The 22,686-nt window shown below is 64.1% G+C and carries 21 protein-coding genes; 12 read left to right on the plus strand and 9 right to left on the minus strand.

Annotated features, from left to right (window positions below; genetic code table 11):
• Positions 1 to 145 precede the first annotated feature (145 nt).
• The 3 genes from ABIB99_RS13715 to gstA all read right to left on the minus strand — a co-directional run bounded on the left by ABIB99_RS13715 (position 146) and on the right by gstA (position 1,733).
• Complete coding sequence (locus ABIB99_RS13715) at positions 146 to 454, minus strand: hypothetical protein (RefSeq protein WP_063980751.1); 309 nt, start codon at positions 452 to 454, stop codon at positions 146 to 148.
• A 199-nt stretch (positions 455 to 653) separates the two neighbouring features.
• Positions 654 to 998, minus strand: coding sequence for a hypothetical protein (locus ABIB99_RS13720; protein WP_354176178.1), 345 nt, complete (start codon positions 996 to 998; stop codon positions 654 to 656).
• Between the two features lie 120 nt (positions 999 to 1,118).
• Positions 1,119 to 1,733, minus strand: coding sequence for a glutathione transferase GstA (gene gstA, locus ABIB99_RS13725; protein WP_063980749.1), 615 nt, complete (start codon positions 1,731 to 1,733; stop codon positions 1,119 to 1,121).
• 127 nt (positions 1,734 to 1,860) lie between these two features.
• On the opposite strand from gstA, the gene ABIB99_RS13730 reads away from it, so the two are divergent.
• The 3 genes from ABIB99_RS13730 to ABIB99_RS13740 all read left to right on the plus strand — a co-directional run bounded on the left by ABIB99_RS13730 (position 1,861) and on the right by ABIB99_RS13740 (position 4,506).
• Entirely contained in the window at positions 1,861 to 2,355 is a 495-nt protein-coding gene (locus ABIB99_RS13730) for a MarR family winged helix-turn-helix transcriptional regulator (RefSeq protein WP_038960026.1), read from the plus strand.
• 101 nt (positions 2,356 to 2,456) lie between these two features.
• Entirely contained in the window at positions 2,457 to 3,827 is a 1,371-nt protein-coding gene (locus ABIB99_RS13735; protein ID WP_038933719.1) for a glutamate--cysteine ligase, read from the plus strand.
• 112 nt (positions 3,828 to 3,939) lie between these two features.
• A complete protein-coding gene (locus ABIB99_RS13740; protein ID WP_063980748.1) occupies positions 3,940 to 4,506 on the plus strand; it encodes a PAN domain-containing protein in 567 nt (188 codons plus the stop codon).
• A gap of 42 nt (positions 4,507 to 4,548) precedes the next feature.
• Here ABIB99_RS13740 and ABIB99_RS13745 read toward each other — a convergent pair whose 3' ends face one another.
• A complete protein-coding gene (locus ABIB99_RS13745; protein WP_071916913.1) occupies positions 4,549 to 4,782 on the minus strand; it encodes a hypothetical protein in 234 nt (77 codons plus the stop codon).
• Positions 4,783 to 4,987: 205 nt separating this feature from the next.
• On the opposite strand from ABIB99_RS13745, the gene ABIB99_RS13750 reads away from it, so the two are divergent.
• The 3 genes from ABIB99_RS13750 (at position 4,988) to ABIB99_RS13760 (ending at position 8,762) form a co-directional block, all read left to right on the plus strand.
• Positions 4,988 to 7,504, plus strand: a complete 2,517-nt coding sequence (locus tag ABIB99_RS13750) for a glycogen/starch/alpha-glucan phosphorylase (protein ID WP_354176180.1) — start codon at positions 4,988 to 4,990, stop codon at positions 7,502 to 7,504.
• Between the two features lie 96 nt (positions 7,505 to 7,600).
• Entirely contained in the window at positions 7,601 to 7,942 is a 342-nt protein-coding gene (locus ABIB99_RS13755; RefSeq protein WP_354176182.1) for a hypothetical protein, read from the plus strand.
• A 4-nt stretch (positions 7,943 to 7,946) separates the two neighbouring features.
• Complete coding sequence (locus tag ABIB99_RS13760; protein ID WP_354176183.1) at positions 7,947 to 8,762, plus strand: acyl-CoA thioesterase; 816 nt, start codon at positions 7,947 to 7,949, stop codon at positions 8,760 to 8,762.
• Positions 8,763 to 8,992: 230 nt separating this feature from the next.
• Here ABIB99_RS13760 and ABIB99_RS13765 read toward each other — a convergent pair whose 3' ends face one another.
• The 3 genes from ABIB99_RS13765 to ABIB99_RS13775 form a co-directional block, all read right to left on the minus strand.
• Positions 8,993 to 10,609 (minus strand): phosphoenolpyruvate carboxykinase, encoded by a 1,617-nt coding sequence (locus ABIB99_RS13765; protein ID WP_071916914.1) that lies wholly within the window; start codon positions 10,607 to 10,609, stop codon positions 8,993 to 8,995.
• 282 nt (positions 10,610 to 10,891) lie between these two features.
• Positions 10,892 to 13,483 (minus strand): tetratricopeptide repeat protein, encoded by a 2,592-nt coding sequence (locus ABIB99_RS13770; protein ID WP_354176185.1) that lies wholly within the window; start codon positions 13,481 to 13,483, stop codon positions 10,892 to 10,894.
• A 78-nt stretch (positions 13,484 to 13,561) separates the two neighbouring features.
• Positions 13,562 to 14,296: a HugZ family pyridoxamine 5'-phosphate oxidase gene (locus ABIB99_RS13775; RefSeq protein WP_354176187.1), complete on the minus strand. Its 735-nt coding sequence runs from the start codon at positions 14,294 to 14,296 to the stop codon at positions 13,562 to 13,564.
• A gap of 241 nt (positions 14,297 to 14,537) precedes the next feature.
• On the opposite strand from ABIB99_RS13775, the gene ABIB99_RS13780 reads away from it, so the two are divergent.
• From ABIB99_RS13780 to ABIB99_RS13800, 5 genes are all read left to right on the plus strand, one after another.
• Complete coding sequence (locus ABIB99_RS13780; RefSeq protein ID WP_038952081.1) at positions 14,538 to 15,239, plus strand: response regulator transcription factor; 702 nt, start codon at positions 14,538 to 14,540, stop codon at positions 15,237 to 15,239.
• 117 nt (positions 15,240 to 15,356) lie between these two features.
• A complete protein-coding gene (locus tag ABIB99_RS13785; protein WP_354176189.1) occupies positions 15,357 to 17,159 on the plus strand; it encodes a sensor histidine kinase in 1,803 nt (600 codons plus the stop codon).
• Complete coding sequence (locus tag ABIB99_RS13790; protein WP_063980740.1) at positions 17,156 to 17,680, plus strand: HPr kinase/phosphorylase; 525 nt, start codon at positions 17,156 to 17,158, stop codon at positions 17,678 to 17,680. The genes ABIB99_RS13785 and ABIB99_RS13790 overlap by 4 nt, the downstream gene beginning before the upstream one ends.
• A gap of 133 nt (positions 17,681 to 17,813) precedes the next feature.
• Complete coding sequence (locus ABIB99_RS13795) at positions 17,814 to 18,215, plus strand: PTS sugar transporter subunit IIA (RefSeq protein ID WP_007597752.1); 402 nt, start codon at positions 17,814 to 17,816, stop codon at positions 18,213 to 18,215.
• Positions 18,212 to 18,538 carry an HPr family phosphocarrier protein gene (locus tag ABIB99_RS13800; protein WP_063980739.1) on the plus strand — a complete coding sequence of 109 codons (327 nt, stop codon included), beginning with the start codon at positions 18,212 to 18,214 and terminating at the stop codon, positions 18,536 to 18,538. Before ABIB99_RS13795 ends, ABIB99_RS13800 begins: the two co-directional genes overlap by 4 nt.
• 160 nt (positions 18,539 to 18,698) lie before the next feature.
• On the opposite strand, the gene ABIB99_RS13805 is transcribed toward ABIB99_RS13800, so the two are convergent.
• Positions 18,699 to 20,324: a glycosyltransferase family 39 protein gene (locus tag ABIB99_RS13805; protein WP_354176207.1), complete on the minus strand. Its 1,626-nt coding sequence runs from the start codon at positions 20,322 to 20,324 to the stop codon at positions 18,699 to 18,701.
• Positions 20,325 to 20,450: 126 nt separating this feature from the next.
• On the opposite strand from ABIB99_RS13805, the gene lepA reads away from it, so the two are divergent.
• Positions 20,451 to 22,262 (plus strand): translation elongation factor 4, encoded by a 1,812-nt coding sequence (lepA, locus tag ABIB99_RS13810; RefSeq protein WP_028148267.1) that lies wholly within the window; start codon positions 20,451 to 20,453, stop codon positions 22,260 to 22,262.
• Positions 22,263 to 22,473: 211 nt separating this feature from the next.
• On the opposite strand, the gene ABIB99_RS13815 is transcribed toward lepA, so the two are convergent.
• Positions 22,474 to 22,686, minus strand: a 213-nt coding sequence (locus ABIB99_RS13815; RefSeq protein WP_354176190.1) for a hypothetical protein, incomplete at its 5' end; no start/stop codon positions are given.

Consider the following 22,686-nt stretch of genomic DNA (forward strand, 5'->3'; position numbering starts at 1 on the left):
GAACTCTTTGGTGCTGCGGAAGACCGCGCTCGGTCGCGATCTCACCGCGAAATATGCTGTTGGACCCACAACTGGCCGCCTCTCGCCGCAACAGAAGCCGGCGCGCCTGCGCCGCAAGGGGCCGATGCTTTGGGCCGCTTTGGCGTTACTTGTGCTGGCGGCGGATTTTATGCTGGCTTCCCTCGCCTGGCTCGCCGTCGACTTCGTCATGGGCTGAGACCGCCCGCGCGTGCAGCAGGTAGGCCGCCGCGAAGTAGGCGAGCTGGCAGACGGCAAGACAGATGGCGATGACGGTCACACCCGCCATCATGCCGAATCCGTAAGCGCGAAGAATGATTGCCGAGAAAACTGCGATCGCCGGCGCAATCAATATCAGCGCCCAGATCCTGAAAACATAACCTGTCGCTATTCCCACCAATGCACTTGCGACGATCAGGACCAAGGCAATCGTCAAGTTCGGCTCCGATGAAATAATCCTCTAACAATTCCGCCAAGCTCGCGCGCTTTACGGGTACTGACAAGACAGCACTACTTACATTCGGCGAACAGTAGTTCATAAGTCTAATGATAGGTACGATGATCCGGCGAGATGGGTTCGCGCCCAGCCCGCCCCAGGGCAAATAAAACGGGCCGGATCGACGATCCGGCCCGTTTTATTTGCGGTCTCCGAGCGGCGAGAACGCCCGGCCCGAGACCGCATCGTCGGCAAGACTCGCTCTCCAGCTGCCTTCATCGCCGCGGCCAATGCGAACCTCGAAGCGCCAGCCATTCTGGTTGGTGAAGGCGATGTCCGTTCCGCCCTTCTTCCTGGCATAGCTGCACGGATATTCGGTCGGCCGATCGGGAAAGACGATTTTTCCTTCCTTGCTCTCGAACACGGCCGAGGTGACCTGCGGATGGATCATGAAGATGCAATTGCGCTGCGGCAGGTCCGGCGTCGACAAGCCAAGCATCGCGAGCGGCGCGCCCGCGGCGGTCATAAGGACGATAATGTTCATCGCGGCGGCTGTCCCATGGAGGTGCTCCGCGATTTCGACGTGGCCGCCGATCGAATGGTTCACAAAGAAAAAGGCCGGATCGTCGATCCGGCCTTTCGATTGTTGCATCTTGCGATGCGCTTACTTCGCCTGCGCAAGGCCTTCCTTCTTCAGCGCCTCTTGGACCTGCGGCCGCGCCGCAACGCGAGCCTTGTAGGCGGTCAGGTTCGGCATGGCCGAGAGGTCGAACTCCATCCGATCGCCCCAGGTCAGCATCGTGAAGAGATAGCCGTCGGCCACCGTGAACTGCTTTCCCATGAGGTAGTCGCGGCCGGCGAGCTGGCTGTCGATGTATGTCAGCTTGCCCATGACGCGATCCCTGAAGAAGGCCTTGGCCTCGTCGTTCAGCGCCGGCGCGAACAGCGGTCCGAAGCTCTTGTGCACCTCCGAGGTGAGGAAGTTCAGCCATTCGAGCAGCTTGTAGCGCTCGGAGCTGCCGTGAGCTGGCGCCAGCGCCTTGGCCGAAGCCTGGTCGGCGATCATCTGGACAATGACCGGGCCTTCGGTCACGATCTCGCCACTGTCGAGGCCCAGCGCAGGGACCTGGCCCTTCGGGTTCAGCTTCAGATAATCCTCACCATTTTCGAGCTTCTTGGCCCGGATATCGACCTTGACCAGCTCATAGGGCAGGCCGGCTTCCAGGAGCGCGATGTGGGGGGACAGGGAGCAGGCGCCGGGCGAGTAATAGAGTTTCATGGAATTTCTTTCTCTTGACGCTTGGTTGGGGCGAAGGAACGCCTACATGCATTTGCATCCAATAGTCAAGATTGATGCAGGTGCATTGAGTGAGGTAAGAGACGGGACGACGAGCTTGAGCGGGACCATGAAACGCAAACCATCGACCGAGGCAACTTCGGCCTGGATCCGCCTGATGCGGGTGCAGAGCCGCGTGCTCGATTGCGTCGAGCAGGACTTGAAGAAGGCGGGGTTCCCGCCGCTGGCCTGGTACGACGCGCTGCTCGAATTGTCGCGAGCGCCCTCGGGAGAGCTGCGGCCGGTGGAACTCGAGCGGCAAATGCTGATCCCGCAATACTCCACTTCGCGCCTGATCGATCGCCTGGTCGACGAGGGGCTCGCCTCCCGGCGCGAATGCAAGATCGACAAGCGCGGCCAGTTCGTGGAGATCACGGAAGCCGGCCGCGAGTTGCAGAAGCGGATGTGGGGCGCCTATTCGGCCGCGATCGAAAAGTATGTCGGCTCGAAACTGTCCGATGCGGATGCCGTCAAGCTCAGCGGTCTGCTCGACCGTCTCGGCTGCTCGTGCGGCGAGATGAAACTGCCGCCCATCCACGTCAACGAAACCACGCCGTCTCGATGATCGTGCGGCACACCAGCTCGTCCGTGCACCCCCTGGGTTCGCGGACCACCCCGTCACCCGCGCGCCTTCGATCGAAGCGCCCTTTTTGATTAGAGTTTGATATGGCGCGAGACCAGATCGATATGACGCCGCTGCAGTCGCGCGACGAGCTCGTCGCGTGGTTCGAGGCCGGCTGCAAGGACCCGTCCGAATTCCGCATGGGCACCGAGCACGAGAAGACGCCGTTCACGCTCGAAGGCCACCGTCCGGTGCCTTACGAGGGTGCGCGGGGCATCGGCGCGCTGCTCGAAGGCATGAAGCTCCTGCTCGGCTGGGAGCCGATCATGGAGAAGGGCAACATCATCGGCCTCTACGACGTCACCGGCGGCGGCGCCATCTCGCTCGAGCCCGGCGGACAGTTCGAGCTCTCCGGCGCGCCGGTCGAGAACGTGCATCAGACCCAGAGCGAGCTGATGGCGCATCTGGCGCAGGTGCGCGAGATCGCGACCCCGCTCGGCATCGGCTTCCTCGGGCTCGGCATGACGCCGTCCTGGTCGCGCGCCGACATCCCGGTGATGCCCAAGGGCCGCTACAAGATCATGACCAATTACATGCCGAAGGTCGGCCAATACGGCCTCGACATGATGTACCGGACCTGCACGGTGCAGACCAATCTCGACTTCTCCTCCGAAGCCGACATGGTCAAGAAGCTGCGCGTCTCGCTCGCGCTGCAGCCGGTCGCGACCGCGCTGTTTGCCAATTCGCCGTTCACCGAGGGCAAGCCGAACGGCTTCCTGTCGTTCCGCTCCGAGATCTGGCGCGACACCGACAATGCGCGTTCGGGCATGATGCCGTGGGCATTCGAGGACGGCATGGGTTTCGAGCGCTATGTCGACTACGCGCTCGACGTGCCCATGTATTTCGTCAAGCGCGACGAGGATTACATCGACGTCTCGGGCTCCTCGTTCCGCGCCTTCTTCGACGGCCGCAACAACAATCTGCCCGGTGAACGCCCGACGCTGTCGGACTGGGCCAATCATCTTTCGACGATCTTCCCGGAGGTGCGCCTCAAGCGCTATCTCGAGATGCGCGGCTCCGATGGTGGCCCGTGGGGCCGCCTGCCGGCGCTGTCGGCTTTCTGGGCCGGGCTGCTCTACGACGATGTGTCGCTCGATGCCGCCTGGGACCTCGTGAAGCACTGGACCGCGCATGAGCGCCAGGCCCTGCGCGACGACGTGCCGCGGTTCGGCTTCAAGGCGCGGATCAAGGACCGCTATCTGTTCGAGATCGCCAAGGAATGCCTCGTTCTGGCCCATGCCGGCCTGCGCCGCCGCGGCCGGATCGACCAGCTCGGCCGCGACGAAACCCGGCATCTGGAGCCGCTCGATCGCATCATCGATTCCGGCCGGACCCCGGCCGAGGAGATGCTGGAGAAGTTCAACGGCGCCTGGAACGGCTCCGTGGAACCGGCCTACGCGGAATACGCGTTCTAGGCCAGAGGCCGACGACCAGGACCTGAGCCGTTCATCGCCCATACAGGTTTGCGGCGATCAAATGACCGGCTGAAAAAACCTGAGCGCCGTCAATAACTCGAAAGCTGTTCCAATGGGGAAGGGCCGCCTGCGTGGGGCCGTCATGGCAAGCGTCGTGGCCTGCGCCACGTTGCTTGCGCTCGTGTTTGCGAGCGCGCCTGCGCGCGCCCAGACGGCGTTCGACCGGCCCGGCGGCGACTATTTCAGCTCGCCGGTGACGTCAGGTGACCCCGAGGATTGCGCGCTGCAGTGTGAGCGTGACCGCCGCTGCCGCTCCTGGAGCTTCAACTATCCCGACGTCGAAGGCGGCTCGGCAGTGTGCTGGCTCAAGAACACGGTGCCGCCGCGTGTCCCGGGCAGCTGCTGCATCTCCGGTGTGCGTGGCGCCGGCGTGATCGAGCCGCGGATCGAAGGCGTTGAAACGTCGATCGACCGCCCCGGCGGCGACTTGCGCAATTTCGAGATCAAGGACGGCGAAGGCGAAGAGGCCTGCAAGGCCGCCTGCATCGCCGACAACAAGTGCCGCGCCTTCACCTATGCCCGTCCCGGCTACACCGGGCGTGAAGCGCGCTGCTTCCTGAAAAAGGAAATCAAGCCGCCGCGCCGCAAGGCGGGCTTCACGTCGGGCGTAGTCAGATAGCGCGCAGCACCTTCACGCGCGGCGAATCCAGCGACCCGCTCCTCAATTCGCTGCCGACACCAGCCTGTCCCCGCACGCATTCGCGTAGAACTTGCCACCGCATTGGCGCTTGATGGCGGCGCAGCGCACCGCGGGAGACGCATTTTCCGGAACGCTGAAGCCGCAGCTCAGGCCGTCGGCACTGCGACTCGTCTTGCCGGCGGCAAAGGCGGCGCTGGAGGCGGTGATGCAGACGACGAGGAAGGCCGCGGCGGCGATTTCGATCAGCAGTCTCATGGACGTTTCCTCCACACTGATGGCTGAATCTGCCCTCAATCTAGCACCGAATCCGCATCTCTCCGTACGCTTCCGGGTTCCCAAATCGGCCCGTTCCTTGCATAAATTTACGCCAGCGCAGTGCACGGCCGCGCCAGGGATGGTTCCGGTGCAGGGGCAAGACGCGTAGAGTTAGTGGTGTTCTCGCGACCAGGAAGTGACGGCCTTGCAAGATCAATCGTTCCAGCCAAGTTTTCCGGCCTCCGGCCAGCCCATCGACGAGCTCGCGCTGGCTGACGTCAAGGGCGCGATCCTGGCGAAGCTGCGCCTTGCCATCGGCAAGGATGCGGGCATGGCCACCAAGCACGACTGGTACCAGGCCGCAGCGCTCGCGCTGCGCGACCGCATCGTGCATCGCTGGCTCACGGCCGAGAAGCACAGCTACGATGCGGGACGCAAGCGCGTCTATTATCTCTCGCTCGAATTCCTGATCGGCCGTCTCTTCACCGACGCGCTGAACAACATGGGGCTGCTCAAGATCTTCGAGGTCGCGCTCGGCGATCTCGGCGTGTCGCTGCCTGAGCTCCGCAAATGCGAGCCGGATGCCGCGCTCGGCAATGGCGGCCTGGGGCGGCTCGCCGCCTGCTTCATGGAGAGCATGGCCACGCTCTCGATCCCCGCGATCGGCTACGGCATCCGCTACGATTACGGCCTGTTCCGCCAGATCATCAATCAGGGCTGGCAGCAGGAATATCCGGACGAATGGCTGAGCTTCGGCAATCCCTGGGAATTGCAGCGGCCCGAGGTGATCTATCACGTCCATTTCGGCGGTGGCGTCGAGCATGTCGACGACAAGGGCCGCGACCGCGCGATCTGGCATCCGGCCGAGACCGTGCAGGCGATCGCCTATGACACGCCGATCGTCGGCTGGCGCGGCCAGCACGTCAACGCGCTCCGCCTGTGGTCGGCACGCTCGCCCGATCCGTTGAAGCTCGACGCCTTCAACAAGGGCGACTATGTCAGCGCCAGCGCCGAGCAGTCGCGCGCGGAAGCCATCTGCAAATTCCTCTATCCGAACGACGAGAGCCCGGCGGGACGCGAGCTGCGGCTGCGCCAGGAGTATTTCTTCGTCTCCGCTTCGCTTCAGGACCTGGTCAATCGCCACCTGACCTCCGACGGCCAGCTTCGCAGCCTCGCAATGAAGGTCGCGGTCCAGCTCAACGACACGCATCCGAGCCTCGCCGTCACCGAGCTGATGCGCATCCTGGTCGACCTGCACAATTTCCGCTGGGACGAGGCCTGGAAGATCACGGTCGCAACGCTGTCCTACACCAACCACACGCTGTTGCCCGAGGCGCTGGAGACCTGGCCGGTCGAACTGTTCGAGCAGCTGTTGCCGCGCCATCTCGAGATCATCTACCGCATCAACGTGCAGCATCTGGCGCTGGCCGAAGCGCGCGCGCCCGGCGACATCGATTTCCGTGCCTCGGTTTCGCTGATCGACGAGAGGAGCGGACGCCGCGTGCGCATGGGCCAGCTCGCCTTCGTCGGCTCGCACCGCATCAACGGCGTCTCGGCGATGCATTCGGACCTGATGCGCGAGACCGTGTTCCACGATCTCAACCATCTCTATCCCGGCCGCATCACCAACAAGACCAACGGCATCACCTTCCGCCGCTGGCTGATGCTGGCGAATCCGAAGCTGACCGACCTGCTGCGCGAGACCTGCGGCGAAGCCGTGCTCGACGATCCGACCCAGCTCAGCCTGATCGAAGCCCGCGCCAGCGACGTCGAATTCCAGAAGAAGTTCCGCAGCGTCAAGCTTCACAACAAGACCGCGCTGGCGCGCCTGATCGGCGAGCGGCTCGGCATCAAGGTCGATCCGACCGCGCTGTTCGACGTGCAGATCAAGCGCATTCACGAATACAAGCGCCAGCTCCTCAACATCATCGAGACGGTGGCGCTGTACCAGGCGATGAAGGACGACCCCAACGGCAACTGGGTGCCGCGGGTGAAAATCTTCGCCGGCAAGGCGGCGGCGAGCTACCGCTACGCAAAATTGATCATCAAGCTGGTCAACGACGTCGCGGACGTCGTCAACAACGATCCCGCGATCGGCGGCAAGCTCAAGGTCGTCTTCCTGCCCGACTACAATGTCAGCCTTGCGGAGGTGATCATTCCCGCGGCCGATTTGTCCGAGCAGATCTCGACCGCCGGCATGGAGGCCTCCGGCACCGGCAACATGAAGCTGTCGCTGAACGGCGCGCTCACCATCGGCACGCTCGACGGCGCCAACATCGAGATCCGCGACCATGTCGGCGCGGAGAATATCGCGATCTTCGGCATGGAGGCCGGCGACGTGATGATCCGCCGCAAGCAAGGGCTGGATGCCTCCGACGTGATCCGCAATTCGCCAAAGCTCCAGCGCGCCATCAATGCGATCGGCACCGGCGAGTTCTCGCCCGGTGATCCCGGCCGCTTCGAATCCATCGCGCACGCGCTGCGCTATCTCGACCACTACATGGTCAGCGCCGATTTCGATTCCTATTACGAAGCGCAGCGCAGCGTCGACGCACGCTGGCAGGTGGCGCCGGCCTGGACGCGCGCCTCCATCCTCAATGTCGCGCGCATGGCCTGGTTCTCCTCGGACCGCACCATCCGCGAATATGCCGAGGAGATCTGGAACGTGCCGGTCAATCCGACCACGCCGTTGCTGCCAGATCTGCGCGACGTCGCGGGCTGATTTTCCGCAACGTGAAATCGGCGTTACCTGCGAGGTTATTGATTTGGCAGGATAGGCATCATATTACGGCTTGAGCTTTTCTGGCCGGAGTCGATCGTGCCTGTCGGCGAGTATACGAGCCCGGATGGGCAGCTTCGATTGCTGGTCATATGTCCCGACGGGGACTGGACGCTGGAGTTCGACGGATTCTCCTGGCACACGCACGGCAGCATCCTTGCCAGTCTTTCAGGCAAGGACGAGGAAGCTGCCATCGGCGACTTCGTCGCCGATCTGATCAGCGGCAAGAGTATCATTGCGCTGAAGCGCATAGGAGGCTCCGTCGCGGATGCCTGGGTCACAGATGATCCGGCAGACGATGTGTTGAGTTCGCAGCAATATGGCCCTGGTGATGAGACGATGGAGTTTCGTCGTTGGGACGGAAGCTCAGTAGAGGTCTAATCCCATGCACGCCAAGCTCCCGCACCCGTTCGACGACGCCACCCGCATCACCGCCGGTGACAGCAGCTGGCAGGGGCACACCAGCGACGATTACTGGGCCTTTGTCGGCCCGTTCGGTGGCGCCACGGCCGCGACGATCCTGCGCGCGCTGATCGACCATCCGCAACGCGCCGGCGATCCGCTGGCCCTCACCGTCAATTACTGCGCGCCGATCGCCAAGGGGCCGTTCGATCTGGACGTGCGGCTGGTGAAGGCCAATCGCTCCAGCCAGCATTGGAGCGTCGAACTGTCGCAGGGCGGCGGCGAGGTCGCAACGCTCGCCACCGCCGTGTTCGCCGAGCGCCGGCCCTCCTGGGAGCACAGGGTGGCGCAATATCCGGACGCCACGGCGTTCGAGGCAACGCTGCCATTCCCAAAGATCTCGGCGTCCTGGGCCAACCAGTATGAATTCCGCTTCGTCGAGGGCGAGATGCGGATCGGCCCGCCGCAGACCGAGCTCGCTGGCACCTATTCCAAGCTCTGGATCGGCGACCGCACGCCGCGCAAGCTCGACATGCTGTCGCTGATGTCGATGTCGGACGCCTTCTTCGGCCGCATCTTCCACGCCAGGCGCGAGCTGGTGCCGTTCGGCACGGTGTCGCTGACGACGTATTTTCACACCGACAGCGAGGAGCTCGCCGCCGAGGACATCACGCGCGTGCTCGCGACGGCCGATTCGAAGATCATGCACAGGAGCTATGCCGATCAGAACGCCGAGCTGTGGTCGCCGAACGGCAGGCTGCTCGCGACCACGACGCAGATCGCGTATTTCAAGGCGTGAGGTCTCGCTCCGGCGTCGTCCCCGCGAACGCGGGGACCCATAGCCACAAGGAGCAGTTTGGCGAAGATTCGTAGTGATCATCGCCGCTACCCGCACTGCACTCCCTTGAGAGATCACGCGGTATGGGTCCCCGCGTTCGCGGGGACGACACCGAGTGTGAGGTTCGCGCTACTCGCCACAAAAAAAGGGCGGCCTCTCAGCCGCCCTTTTGCATTTCAAGCGATACGGACCTACTCCGCCGCGAGCTTCACGTCCGGCGCGGCTGCGCGCACTTCGGCGTCGACCTGGGCTTCGAACTTGGCAAAGTTCTTCTGGAACATGCCGACCAGCGCGCGGGCGGTCTTGTCGAACTCGTCCTTGTCCTTCCAGGTGTTGACCGGATTGAGGATCTCGGCCGGCACGCCCGGCAGCGCGGTCGGGACCGCGAAGCCGAAATATTTGTCGGTGCGGAATTCCACGTTGCGAAGCGAGCCGTCGAGCGCGGCGGTAAGCAGCGCGCGCGTCACCTTGATCGGCATGCGCGAGCCGGTGCCATACTTGCCGCCGGTCCAGCCGGTGTTGACCAGCCAGCAATCGACATTGTGCTGGGCGATGAGGTCGCGCAGCATGTTGCCATAGACGCTGGGGTCGAGCGGCAGGAAGGGCGAACCGAAGCAGGTCGAGAATTCCGGCTGCGGCTCGTTGCCGAGACCGCGCTCGGTACCGGCGACCTTGGCGGTGTAGCCGGACAGGAAGTGATACATCGCCTGCGCTGGCGAGAGCTTTGCGATCGGCGGCAGCACGCCGAAGGCGTCGGCAGCGAGCATCACCACGTTCTTCGGCTGCGGCGCGCGGCCGGTGCGCGAAGCGTTCGGGATGAAGTCGAGCGGGTACGCGGAGCGCGTGTTCTCGGTCTTGGAGCCGTCGTCGAAATCGACGATTCGGGTGTCCTCGTCGAGCACGCAGTTCTCGAGCACCGCGCCGAAGCGCGTCGACGCCGCATAGATCTCGGGCTCGGCTTCCTGCGAGAGCTTGATGCACTTGGCATAGCAGCCGCCTTCGAAGTTGAACACGCCGTTCGGGCCCCAGCCGTGCTCGTCGTCGCCGATCAGCGTGCGGTTCGGATCGGCCGACAGCGTGGTCTTGCCGGTGCCTGATAGCCCGAAGAAGATCGCGGTGTCGCCATTAGCGCCGACATTGGCCGAGCAGTGCATCGGCATCACGCCGCGCTCGGGCAGATAGTAGTTCAGCGTGGTGAAGACCGACTTCTTCATCTCGCCGGCATAATAGGAGCCGCCGATCAGGACGATCTTGCGGGCGAAATCGATCGCGACGACATTCTCCGACTTGCAGCCGTGGCGTTTCGGATCGGCGCGGAAGCTCGGCATGTCGATGATGGTGAGCTCCGGCGTGAAGCTCGGCAGCTCGACCGCCTCGGGGCGGATCAGCAGCGTACGGATGAACAGCGAGTGCCAGGCGAGCTCGGTGAACACGCGGGTCTTGATCCGGTAGGCCGGATCGGCGCCGCCATAGAGGTCCTGCGCGAACAGACTCTTGCCTTCGGCGTGCTTGAGGAAGTCCTGGTAGAGCGTCTCGAACTGCTCTGCGGTGATCGACTGGTTGCCGGCCCACCACATCTTCTTGTCGGTGGTGGCGTCACGCACCGTGAACTTGTCCTTCGGGCTGCGGCCGGTGAACTCACCGGTGTCGGCGCAAAGCGAACCGTCTGCCGACAGCACCGCCTCGCCCGCAGAAAGTGAGTATTGATAGAGTTGCGGCGCGCCGAGGTTCCAGTGAACCCGTTTGAGATTCTTTAAGCCGAATTTGTCGGCACCGAAGGCACCGTTGCGCACGCCCGTCTCTTGCACGAAAAATCCTCCTAGAACCCGCGACACTCAGCGCGACCAAGCTTTGGCGCCATCGCAGTCACCGTGAATTATAGGCCGTCCGGCCTCGGTTGAACGACGTAATAATGGTGAACGCTGGCGTTGCCAAGCCGATCTCGCAGGATTTGGTTTATTCAAGGACCGCGCCAAATGCCGCGCATGTCAGCCCTGAGCAGGCGCATCAAAAAATCGCGAATGATCGCGCAACCAAATGCGCAATTCGGCGTTTCCTGTGGTTATTGCGACGCACAATCCCGGACCGTCCTATCGTACCTCGCCTTCGCCGATGAGCGCGAACGGCCCCCACATCGCGGGATAGGCGTTGCGCGGTGACGAGGTGTCATCAATGTACGTCAACATCGCGCGGCGCAAAGCTTCGGCACGGCCGATTTTTGGTTCGTTCTTGAGCAGTTCGAAAGTCGACGTGGTCAAGCGGGTGGCAGCTTCCGAATCCACGGCCCAATGCGAGACCAGCAGCGCACGTGCACCCGCGTAGAAGAACGAGCGCGCCAGCCCCGACAGGGCCTCGGCGCCGGGCTTGTCGCCGGCGATGGTGTTGCAGGCCGACAGCACAACCCAATCCGCGTTGAGCTTGAGCTGAGCGACTTCACTTGCCGTGAGCAAGCCGTCATCCAGCTCCGTCGGCCGATCGGGAATGGAGAGTGCAAGCGAGGGCTCGCCCAATCCCTTGATATCGCCGGCCACGAGACCGTGGGTGGCAAAGTAGATGATGCTGTATTGAGCAAGCGCTGCACGCTTCAGCGTCGTTTCGCTGGCATCGCGGCCGAGATGGATGTCGGCCTCGGCCGCGCCGACATCCTTTGCTACCGCGTTCAACTCATCCGCGGTATCCGGCAGTTGCGGCAGCGCCTGCGCAAGCCGCGCGCGATCGACGCCGGCACCGCGCCAAAAATCGCTATAGGCAATTGTTGCAATGTTGCGTGCAGCGACCTTGCCGCTTGCCGCGCGACGATCGGCCGGCCCTTCCAGCGCGGGATTGAACACGGGATCGCCAAAGCCGGTCATCGGCTTCACGCCCTGCTCCCGACGCGCGACCGCACGCAGCGATTTCAGACTGACCACCGAGGGCAGCACCGACACCGCCTGACGCCGCAACAGCCAGGCGGCGCTGCGATAGCCTTCGAGCGTGTCCGGGATCGCAGCTTGCGGCGTCTCTGTGACGAGCAGATGAAACGGCAACGCCGTTAGCGCGGCCGACGGCACCACCAGCAGGTTGCGCTTGTCCTTCGTCAGCCCTTCGACCGGGCCGAGCAGCGCGACATAGAGCTCGTTGGCGAGCCCGAGGTCGAACAACCCTGATTTGCCGGAGGCATCGCGCGCCTTGCCGACATCGAGCCCCTTGCGGAATGCAGTCACCTTCTGCGTCAGCGCGTCCGCGCCGAGCGGAATCTCCTTCCAGTCGACGCCTTCGCGCGTGATCGCGACGACATAGCTCTGCTTGTCGACGACGGAGTAGAGCACCATCGCCTCGTCGGGCGACAGCAAGGGCTGGATATCCTTGACCGCCAGCGGCAGGGGGTTGGAGAGCGACGCATAATCGGGAAACTCGACCGCGAGCGTCTTCTGCAAGCCTGTGCGCTCGTTCGCTATCGCCGCGATCCGCACCCGGCTGCGCTGCTCGGCCGCGACGTCGCGCTGGGCCGGTTGCTTCGACACCGCGGCGATGATCGCCTTGTCGAGCGCCTCGGACTCGGCCGCAAGATCCTGATCCCGGCGCACGAGCTCGGCGAGCCGGTCGCTGCCGGCAGCAAGGCGCACGGCCAGCTTGTTCACGGCGGACGCGGCGGAGGATTGCGTGCCGCGCTGGATCGCGGCGAGCGCCTCGTCCAGCGCCTTGTCGTCAGGCAGCAGATATTGCTGTCGCGCGGCGAACAGGACCGGCAGCACGACGCGCAGCTGCGCGCGATTGGTCGCAAGCGTCTTTTCCGCGAGCGGCAGCGCATCGGCGTTCCGCCCGGAGACGTAGAGGAAATAAGCGAGATTGCTGGTCGAGGTCGCAACGTCCGGATGATCGGGACCGAGCGCACGTTCGCGGATCGACAGCGCACGGCGATAGAGCGGCTCCGCATCGGCATAGCGCTGCTGGTGCTCGTAGAGACCGGCGAGATTGTTCAGCGAGCGCGCGACGTCGGGATGGTCCGGTCCCAGCACCTTTTCGCGGATCGCGAGCGAGCGCCGGATCGGCGCCTCGGCATCCGCGTCGCGGTTGAGGTCGCGATCGAGCTGGCCGAGATTGTTCAGGAGCGTCGCGACCGCCGGATGCTCGGGGCCACCGGCCTTCTGGTAGATCGCGAGCGCGCGCTGAAACAACGGCTCGGCTTCGGCCTGACGCTGCTGCTTGACATAGTATGTGGCGAGATTGTTGAGGGACTGACCGACGTCGGGATGCTCGCGCGACAGCGCCTTCTCGCGCACAGCGAGCGCACGCTTGAACAGCGGCTCGGCCTCTGCAAAGCGGCTCTGCCTCTGATAGAGCGCGGCGAGGTTGTTCAGCACCGGTGCGATCTCGACACTGTCGAGACTGGTCCCCTTCTCCATCAGTGCAATGGCGCGCTTGTAGAGCGGCTCGGCCTGGTCGTCGTGACCCTGGTCGGCGTAGATCTGCGCGAGGTTGTTGAGCGCGCCCGCGAGATCACGATTGTTGGTGGTCTTCTCGAGAGACGCCACCATGGCCTGCGCCAGCGGCAGCGCCTCCGAATATTTGCCGGCGCTTCGGAGTGCGTTGATCCGCGCGCTCTCCGCGGCGAGACCTTTCTGGGCAAAGCCGGGCGTGGCAAGCGATGCGGTGATCGCGAGCGCCAAACCCGCAACCAGCGTCAAACGACGGCGTATCATGAACCCTCTCGCTGCCGACTTCGAACCATTACGGTCTTGGGTCGCAGCGATGGGGGGCAGCGTTCAAATTGTTGCGCGCTAGTCCACCTTCGCGCGCGCTTCGCCAGCAAGGCGGACCAGCATCTTGCGCAGCGCCGTGCCGTCAGTCACCCGCTCCGGGAAGTTCAGCCGCAGCGCAGTCTGGCCATCCTGCATGTCGAGACCTTCGGGGTCGCAGCCGGTGCAGCGCCAGTCGCCCTCCGCCGCGCCGAGGAGTTTTGTTGCATAGAGGCCCATGGCGTCGCGGTGGTCGGCATTCATGTGCGCGACCGCCCCCTCCTCCGCCGCCAGCAGATCCTCGGCGTCGGTGAGGTCCGTCAGGAACTGCTCGGGCTTGAGATCGACGATGCGGCCGAAGCCGGCGACCAGATGGGTTCCCGTGGGCCGAATTCTGAAGAAAGAGAAATCCTTAAACGAAACAAACGCTTCGGCCGATGGATGGGCATTAAGATACCGCCGCTGGAGCAGATCCTTGTCGGCATCGGCCTGTTCCGCCCGGCCGGACAGCATGATTCGGGCGCCCTCCAGCGGATCGCCGGCCGCGCGCTCGTCCAGCATCAGGGAGACCCGGTGATCTGCCAGGATGTTCCTGGTGTGCACGGCCAGGCCCGAGATCAGCAGGATCGGCGAACCGTCGGGGTGGCTCGCCAGATTGACCAGGGAGCAATAGGGGTCGCCGCTGCCGGCCATCAGCGTTGCCAGCGCCCCCTGGCGCGAGCGCCTGAGCAGCGATTTGGCGAGCTTTCCGGGGTCGAAATCAGGGGTCGGGTGCATCGGCTTTCTCGGGTCAGGTGGTTGCAAGAGAGGTCTTTTTTCGGGTAAACGGGGGTCAGGTTATGGGTCGAAACGCGGCGAATCTGCTGCGCTTCGTGGAACTTGGTCACACTTCAGCCCAGCTTGCATTGCTCGGTGACAAGGTTCGACCGCCGACTTCGGCACCCATGTATGCGGCGCATCACTGGATTGCTCGCCGTTTCAAGCCACGACCCAAACGGAAAGCAGAAAGCAGAGGCTCATGCCCACAATCGCTTTGGTCGACGACGACCGCAACATTCTCACATCCGTCTCGATCGCGCTGGAGGCCGAAGGCTATCGCATCATGACTTACACCGACGGCGCCTCCGCGCTCGACGGCTTCCGCACCACCCAGCCCGATCTTGCCATCCTCGACATCAAGATGCCGCGCATGGACGGCATGGAAACGCTGCGCCGGCTGCGGCAGAAATCCGACCTGCCGGTGATCTTCCTGACCTCCAAGGACGAAGAGATCGACGAACTGTTCGGCCTCAAGATGGGCGCCGACGACTTCATCCGCAAACCGTTCTCACAGCGCCTGCTGGTCGAGCGCGTCAAGGCCGTGCTGCGCCGCTCTGCGCCGAAGGACCCGACCGTCGCGCCGAAGGAGAACGATGCCAAAGCGCTCGACCGCGGCCTGCTGCGCATGGACCCCGAACGGCACACCTGCACCTGGAAGAACGAGCCGGTGACGCTGACCGTCACCGAATTCCTGATCCTCCAGGCGCTGGCGACCCGGCCCGGCGTGGTGAAGAGCCGCAACGCGCTGATGGACGCCGCCTATGACGACCAAGTCTATGTCGACGACCGCACCATCGACAGCCACATCAAGCGGCTGCGCAAGAAGTTCAAGGTGACCGACAACGAGTTCGAGATGATCGAGACGCTCTACGGCGTCGGCTACCGCTTCAAGGAAGCCTGAGGCTCACGCGCCTTCACGAAAGACTGAGAGCATCGCCGGTTCTCGTTCCATCGGGACCGGGATGGCTCTAGGATGCGGGGACCCTTCGCACGAGATGTCCTAACGCGGGCGTAAGCATTGCTTGACCGAACGCAGCCTGACGAGAACCAGAATGCCGGGGATATCGCATCCGACGGCGTACCGGAGCACGTCGCCGACGATAAGCCGGCCGCGCAAGGTTGGCGGCCGCTGTCCTGGCTGACGCGCGCCGGTCAGTATTTCTTCGCGCTCTCCTTCTCGAGCCTGACCCGCCGCATCGTCTCGCTCAACCTCGCCGGCCTCGTCGCGCTGGTCGCGAGCATTCTCTATCTCTCGCAGTTCCGCGCCGGCCTGATCGACGCGCGTGCGCAGAGCCTGCTGGTGCAGGCCGAGATCATCGCCGGTGCCATCGGAGCGTCGGCGACCGTGCAGACCAACGCGATCACGGTCGATCCTGACCGCCTGCTCGATCTGAAGCTCGGCGACAGCTATGGCGAATCCGACGATTATTCGGCGCTGAATTTCCCGATCAGCCCGGAGCGCGTGGCACCCGTGCTGCGCACGCTGATCTCGCCGACCAAGACCCGCGCGCGGATATTCGATCCCAACGGGACGGTGCTGCTCGACAGCCGCGACCTCGAGAACGTGCTGATCTTCCCGTTGCCGCCGCCATCGCAGAAGCCCGGCGTGATCGAGCGCGGCCTGACCTCGATACGGCTCTGGATCAACCGCGGTGACCTGCCGCTGTATCGCGAGCTCGGGCGCGAGAACGGCAATGGCTATTCGGAAGTAAGCGACGCGCTCCAGGGCCAGAAGCGTTCGATGGTGCGGGTCAATTCGCGCGGCGAGGTGATCGTTTCGGTCGCAGTCCCCGTGCTGCGCTCGCGCGCCATCCACGGCGCCCTGATGCTGTCGACGCAGGGCGACGACATCGACCAGATGGTCACCGCCGAGCGCCTGGCGATCCTGAAGGTCGGCGGCGTCGCTGCCGCGGTCATGATCATGCTGTCGCTGCTGCTCGCCAGCACGATCGCAGGCCCGGTGCGCCGGCTCGCCGACAGCGCCGAGCGCGTCCGCCGCCGCATCAAGGCGCGCATCGAGATTCCCGACTTCACCCGGCGCCGCGACGAAATCGGTCACCTGTCCGGCGCGCTGCGCGACATGACCAGCGCGCTCTACAGCCGCATCGAGGCGATCGAGATGTTCGCCGCCGATGTCGCGCATGAACTGAAGAACCCGCTGACCTCGCTGCGCTCCGCGGTCGAGACGCTGCCGCTGGCGCGCAACGAGAACAGCCGCGCGCGCCTGCTCGAGGTGATCGAGCATGACGTCAAGCGGCTCGACCGCCTCATCTCCGACATCTCCGACGCCAGCCGCCTCGACGCCGAATTGCAGCGACAGGATGCGGTCCGGGTCGACCTGCGCCGCCTGCTGACGACGCTCGTATCCGTCGCCAATGAAACCAAGCTCGGCCATGACGTCGCGGTCGAAACGCGCTTCGAGGGCCGCGGCGCGACCGACGCGTTCTCCGTGACGGGCCACGATTCACGGCTCGGGCAGGTGGTCTCCAACCTGCTCTCCAACGCGCAGTCGTTCTCCGAGCCCGGCAGCAAGGTGCGCCTCACCTGCCGCCGCGTCCGTTCCGAGATCGAGATCGTGGTCGACGACGACGGTCCCGGCATCCGCGACGACGCGCTGGAGCGCATCTTCGAGCGCTTCTACACCGACCGTCCGCACCAGGGCTTTGGCCAGAACTCCGGCCTCGGCCTGTCGATCTCCAAGCAGATCGTCGATGCCCATGGCGGACGCATCTGGGCCGAGAACCGCCCGGGCCCGGCGGACGAGGACGGAGCGCCTACGGTTGTCGGCGCGCGTTTCGTGGTGAGGCTGCCGGCGCTATGAGCGACGGTGGCCCCAGCGTTCACGCCTCCGCAGTCAAGGTCGGGACTCTGGCGGTGCTGATCCGCGGGCCCTCAGGCTCCGGCAAGTCGCGCCTTGCCTTCGATTTGATCATGGCGGGACGCGCTGGCGTGGTCGAAAGGGCCGTTCTGGTCGGCGATGACCGTGTCCATCTGGCGACAGTCGGCGACGAAATTGAAGTCCGCCCCGCGCCGCTGCTGGCCGGCCTGATCGAGATTCGGGGACTGGGAATCCGCCGCTGCGACTTCGTGGAGCATGCGACCGTCGGCCTCGTGGTCGATCTGGACGCCGCCGACGCAGAACGGCTGCCTGCGGCGGAATCGCTGAAAACAAGCATTTTCGGTGTCGAAATACCGCGAATCCCCGTCGGGCGCGACTATTCGCCCCTCCCTTTGGTTGTTGCGGCCTTGACCACTACCAAGAGTTCATCTTCCGTTAACCCTTCAGGCGATTGTTTGAAGGGAAATGGTAACCATATGAACCCCACTATCGCGACCGAATAGACCGGCGCAGCTCCCCTCATCCATCCGTCTAGTTTCAGGGAGATACGCAACATCCCCTCTTGCGCGGGGGCTCTGGATGGTCAAAGTGGCGCGTTCGTGCGGTGCACCAAAAGCGCCCGCGAGGAGTTTTCCGATGATTGGTCTAGTACTTGTGACCCACGGGCGCCTTGCCGACGAATTCAAGGCAGCGCTTGAGCATGTCATGGGCCCACAAAAGCAAATCGAAGCGATCACGATCGGTGCCGAAGATGATTCCGATCTCTGCCGAAGCGACATCATCGAGGCGGTCAACCGCGTCGATTCCGGCGACGGCGTCGCGATCCTCACCGACATGTTCGGCGGCACGCCGTCGAACCTTGCAATATCCTGCATGAGCCGGCCGAAGGTCGAAGTGCTCGCGGGCATCAACCTTCCCATGCTGGTGAAGCTTGCCAAGGTGCGCGAGGAGCGTCCGTTGCCCGACGCGATCGCGATGGCCCAGGAAGCGGGCCGCAAATACGTCACCATTGCCAGCCGCGTGCTCGCCGGCAAATGAGCGACGACGCGCCGCTCGGAAACCAGGCCGGGACAGGCGTGCCGGCGGGAGCCATTTCCAAAGACCTCCTGATCATCAACAAGCGCGGCCTGCACGCTCGCGCCTCGGCGAAGTTCGTCCAGGCGGTGGAGCGCTTCAACGCCCAGGTGTGGGTGACGCGCGGCGGCGAGACCGTCGGCGGCACCTCGATCATGGGCCTGATGATGCTGGCCGCAGGACCGGGCACGACGATCACGGTCGCCGCCGCCGGTGATGATGCCCAGGCTGCGCTTGCGGCGATTACCGAGCTCGTTGAGAGCAAGTTCAACGAGGAAGGGATCTGAGCCACGCGCTCAGTGCCGTAGGGTGGGCAAAGGCGCGAAGCGCCGTGCCCACCATCTCGCGACAATCGCCATAGAAGTGGTGGGCACGCTTCCGCCGTCGCTCTTCGAGCTATGGCGGACAAGTCGCTTTGCCCACCCTACGAGACCTACAACGCCGAAATCACTTCGCCGGCGGCGCGATGTAGATATTCCAGCTCATCGACGGGCCGGCCTTGCCGTGGGTGAAGCGGCGCGTCGTCATCACGATGCGCTCGGCGTTCGGCGCGATCTCCGAGACCCATTTCTCGAACGCCGGCAGGCGGCCATCGGTTGGATCGAACACGCCGATGAAACCATACTTCTTGGCATCCTCGCGCGACGTCAGCCCGGAATCCCAGGCTTCGAGCGGCATCAACGCGGCCGGATGATCGGGGCTGTAGAACACCATCGGCTGGATCGACTCCATGGTGCCGGCAACGACCGCCCAGCGCGAGCCGAAACGCGCGTGCCAGGCCTGCGTCAATTCATGCGCCAGCTCCGAGCGCGCGCCGTAGGTCGCCGTGTTGCCGGCATTAGCGGCCATCTCGCGCGCGGCGATCCAGGGCGAGGCGGCGAGCGTGGCGACGCTGAGCAGGAGCCAGATCACGGCGATGTTGAACAGGGCCGCGCTCTGCACCCGCAGCGCCGGGATCGCGACCAGCGCCAAGGGTACCAGGAAGAACAGCGAGATGCCCCAATCGGTCTTCATGTAGATGCTGAAGGCCAGCGCGCCGAGCGGCGGGCCGACCGCGACGATGATCTGGATGATCCAGACGTTCAACGCCTGCGCAACATTGACGCCGGGATTGGCGCCGCGCCCCCAGGCACGCGTGACGATGCGTAACGGTGCGCGCAACAGCAACGTGAACCAATGCGGCACCAGCGCCATTGCGAGCGCGGCCAGCGCCACCGGCAACGCCAGCAGCGCCAGATTATGCAGGGCGTAGCCCGCCACGAGCTGATGGACCTGGCGGCTGTCATCGAGGCTGTAGGTATCGCCGGCATAGGTCAGCGGCACGAAATGCACGCCGGCAAGCCAGACGATGTGCGGGATCATCGCCACGACCATTGTCGCGATCGCCACCCACGGCGCCGGCGACAGCAGGAATCGCAGCCGGTCGGGATGGATCAGCGCGGCAAGGCCAATGGCGCCGATCATGGTCAGCACCCAGTATTTGGTCATCAGCGCCAGCGCGCCGGCGAGCCCGAACCAGATACCGGACTGCCAGGTCCGCTTCTCGAAGGCGTTGAGATAGGCGAGCACGAGCAGCGGCAGCGTGACGAGTTGGAGCAGGTCGGGGTTGTACTTGAAACCCTTGAAATTGAAGATCGGGTAGAGCGCGACCATCACCACGACCAGGAACGCACGCCGCGCGTCCACGACGCGCAAGCTCAGCAGCCAGCAGATCACCATGCCGACGCCGACGGTCGCCATCGCCAGCGCATAGGTCGCCCAGTCCGCCGCCGGGAACACCTTGAACCAGAGGCCGGCGACCCAGCCCGACAGCGGCGGGTGCTTGCCGTAGCCCCACAGGAACTCCTGGCCCCAGCCATAGGCTTCTGCGACGTCCATGTGAACGTCCTGCGCTGCCTTGAGATTGATCAGGATGAAGGTCCAGATCACGGCATGCAGGATGGCGAGCTGGATCACCAGCCAGAGCCGCGCTTCGGGCCGGATCGCGCAGGCAACCAGCCAGGCCCGGAAGCGGTTAAAGCTCACCCGGGCTTTTACGCGTGTTCGGGCGGAGGGGATCGAGGTCGTGGACATGAGCCTGGACATGGGCCGTTGCGTAGCGCGTTTTGGGCCCTCGTGGAATCAGCTTGGCGTGAAGAAAGGCCCTGAAAATACAGCAATATGGTTGCCGCACGGGGATGTGAGTGGTATCCCGCGCCCATGACGACCGTCCCCATTTCCAACATCCGCAACTTCTCCATCGTCGCCCATATCGACCATGGCAAGTCGACGCTGGCCGACCGCCTGATCCAGATGACCGGCGGCCTCACCGACCGCGAAATGGCGGGCAAGGAGCAGGTGCTCGATTCCATGGACATCGAGCGCGAGCGCGGCATCACCATCAAGGCGCAGACGGTCCGCCTCGCCTACCACGCCAAGGACGGCAAGGACTACATCTTCAACCTGATGGACACGCCCGGCCATGTCGACTTCGCCTACGAAGTCTCGCGGTCGCTGGCGGCCTGCGAGGGTTCCCTGCTGGTGGTCGACGCCAGCCAGGGCGTCGAAGCGCAGACGCTCGCCAACGTCTACCAGGCGCTCGACAACAATCACGAGATCGTCCCGGTCCTGAACAAGGTCGACCTTCCCGCGGCCGAACCCGAGAAGATCAAGCAGCAGATCGAGGACGTCATCGGCATCGATGCCTCCGACGCCGTGATGATCTCGGCCAAGACCGGCCTCGGCGTCCCCGACGTGCTGGAAGCCATCGTCACCCGCCTGCCGCCGCCGAAGGGCGACCGCGAGGCGACCTTGAAGGCGCTCTTGGTCGACAGCTGGTACGACGTCTATCTCGGCGTAGTCGTGCTGATCCGCGTGGTCGACGGCGTCATGAAGAAGAACCAGCGCATCCGCATGATGGGCACAGGCGCGGCGTATGACGTCGAGCGCGTCGGCTTCTTCACCCCGAAGATGGAGCAGGTCGACGAGCTCGGCCCCGGCGAGATCGGCTTCATCACCGCGGCGATCAAGGAAGTCGCCGACACCCGCGTCGGCGACACCATCACCGACGACAGGAAGCCGGTCACCGAAATGCTGCCGGGCTTCAAGCCGGCGATCCCGGTGGTGTTCTGCGGCCTGTTCCCGGCCGACGCCAATGACTTCGAAACGCTGCGCGGGGCGATGGGCAAGCTGCGCCTCAACGACGCGAGCTTCTCCTACGAGATGGAAACCTCGGCCGCGCTGGGCTTCGGCTTCCGCTGCGGCTTCCTCGGGCTATTGCACCTCGAGATCATCCAGGAGCGGCTGTCGCGCGAGTTCGACCTCAACCTGATCGCGACCGCGCCAAGCGTGATCTACAAGATGCACCTGACCGACGGCCAGGAGATCTCGATCCACAATCCCGTCGACATGCCCGACGTGGTCAAGATCGCCGATATCGAGGAGCCCTGGATCGAGGCCACCATCCTCACTCCCGACGAATATCTCGGCAGCGTGTTGAAGCTGTGCCAGGACCGCCGCGGCGCGCAGAAGGAGCTGACCTATGTCGGCTCCCGCGCCATGGTGAAGTACGATCTGCCGCTCAACGAAGTCGTGTTCGACTTCTACGACCGCCTGAAATCGGTCTCGAAAGGCTACGCCTCGTTCGACTATCACCTGACCGACTACAAGGTGGCCGATCTCGTCAAGATGCAGATCCTGGTCAACAACGAGCCGGTCGACGCGCTGTCGATGCTGGTGCATCGCACCCGCGCGGAGGGGCGCGGCCGCGCGATGGTCGAGAAGATGAAGGAGCTGATCCCGCCGCACATGTTCCAAATCCCGATCCAGGCGGCGATCGGCGGCAAGGTGATCGCGCGCGAGACGGTGCGCGCGCTGCGCAAGGACGTCACCGCGAAGTGCTACGGCGGCGACATCACGCGTAAGCGGAAACTTCTGGAGAAGCAGAAGGAAGGCAAGAAGAAGATGCGGCAGTTCGGCAAGGTCGACATCCCGCAGGAAGCCTTCATTGCCGCGCTGAAGGTGGATAGCTGAGGGGAACGCTCAGGCCACTCCGGGCCCAACGAGATTGGGGCCGGCCCGGCCTATCGGGGGCCGACAAACAAAATTCGCGAAAACAACCCCATGCACAGTAGCCGCGCCCTTGTCGGCATTGGATTTTTTCGATTTTACGAAATCGATTTGACCCGTCGGGCAAAACAGGGGCATGATGGCATCATGGCAGCGGGTGTCCAGCAGGCGTCCATCAGAACGCACCATCTCCGCCGCCGACCGATTGGCAACCTCTGAATTCGATATCCAGGCGCCACGTCGGTGACGGCTTGCGTCGGCTTCTGACCTGCCAAGCACGCTCCTCGAAGACCGCTTTTGACCCTGGCTGTGTAAAAACGCGGCGCTTGACGTGATTCTCGCGGTATGATTCCCGCACGATTTGCGGGGGTCTCGGATGAAGCGCTTC

The organism is Bradyrhizobium sp. LA6.1 (genome assembly GCF_040547805.1).
GTDB lineage: Bacteria > Pseudomonadota > Alphaproteobacteria > Rhizobiales > Xanthobacteraceae > Bradyrhizobium > Bradyrhizobium barranii.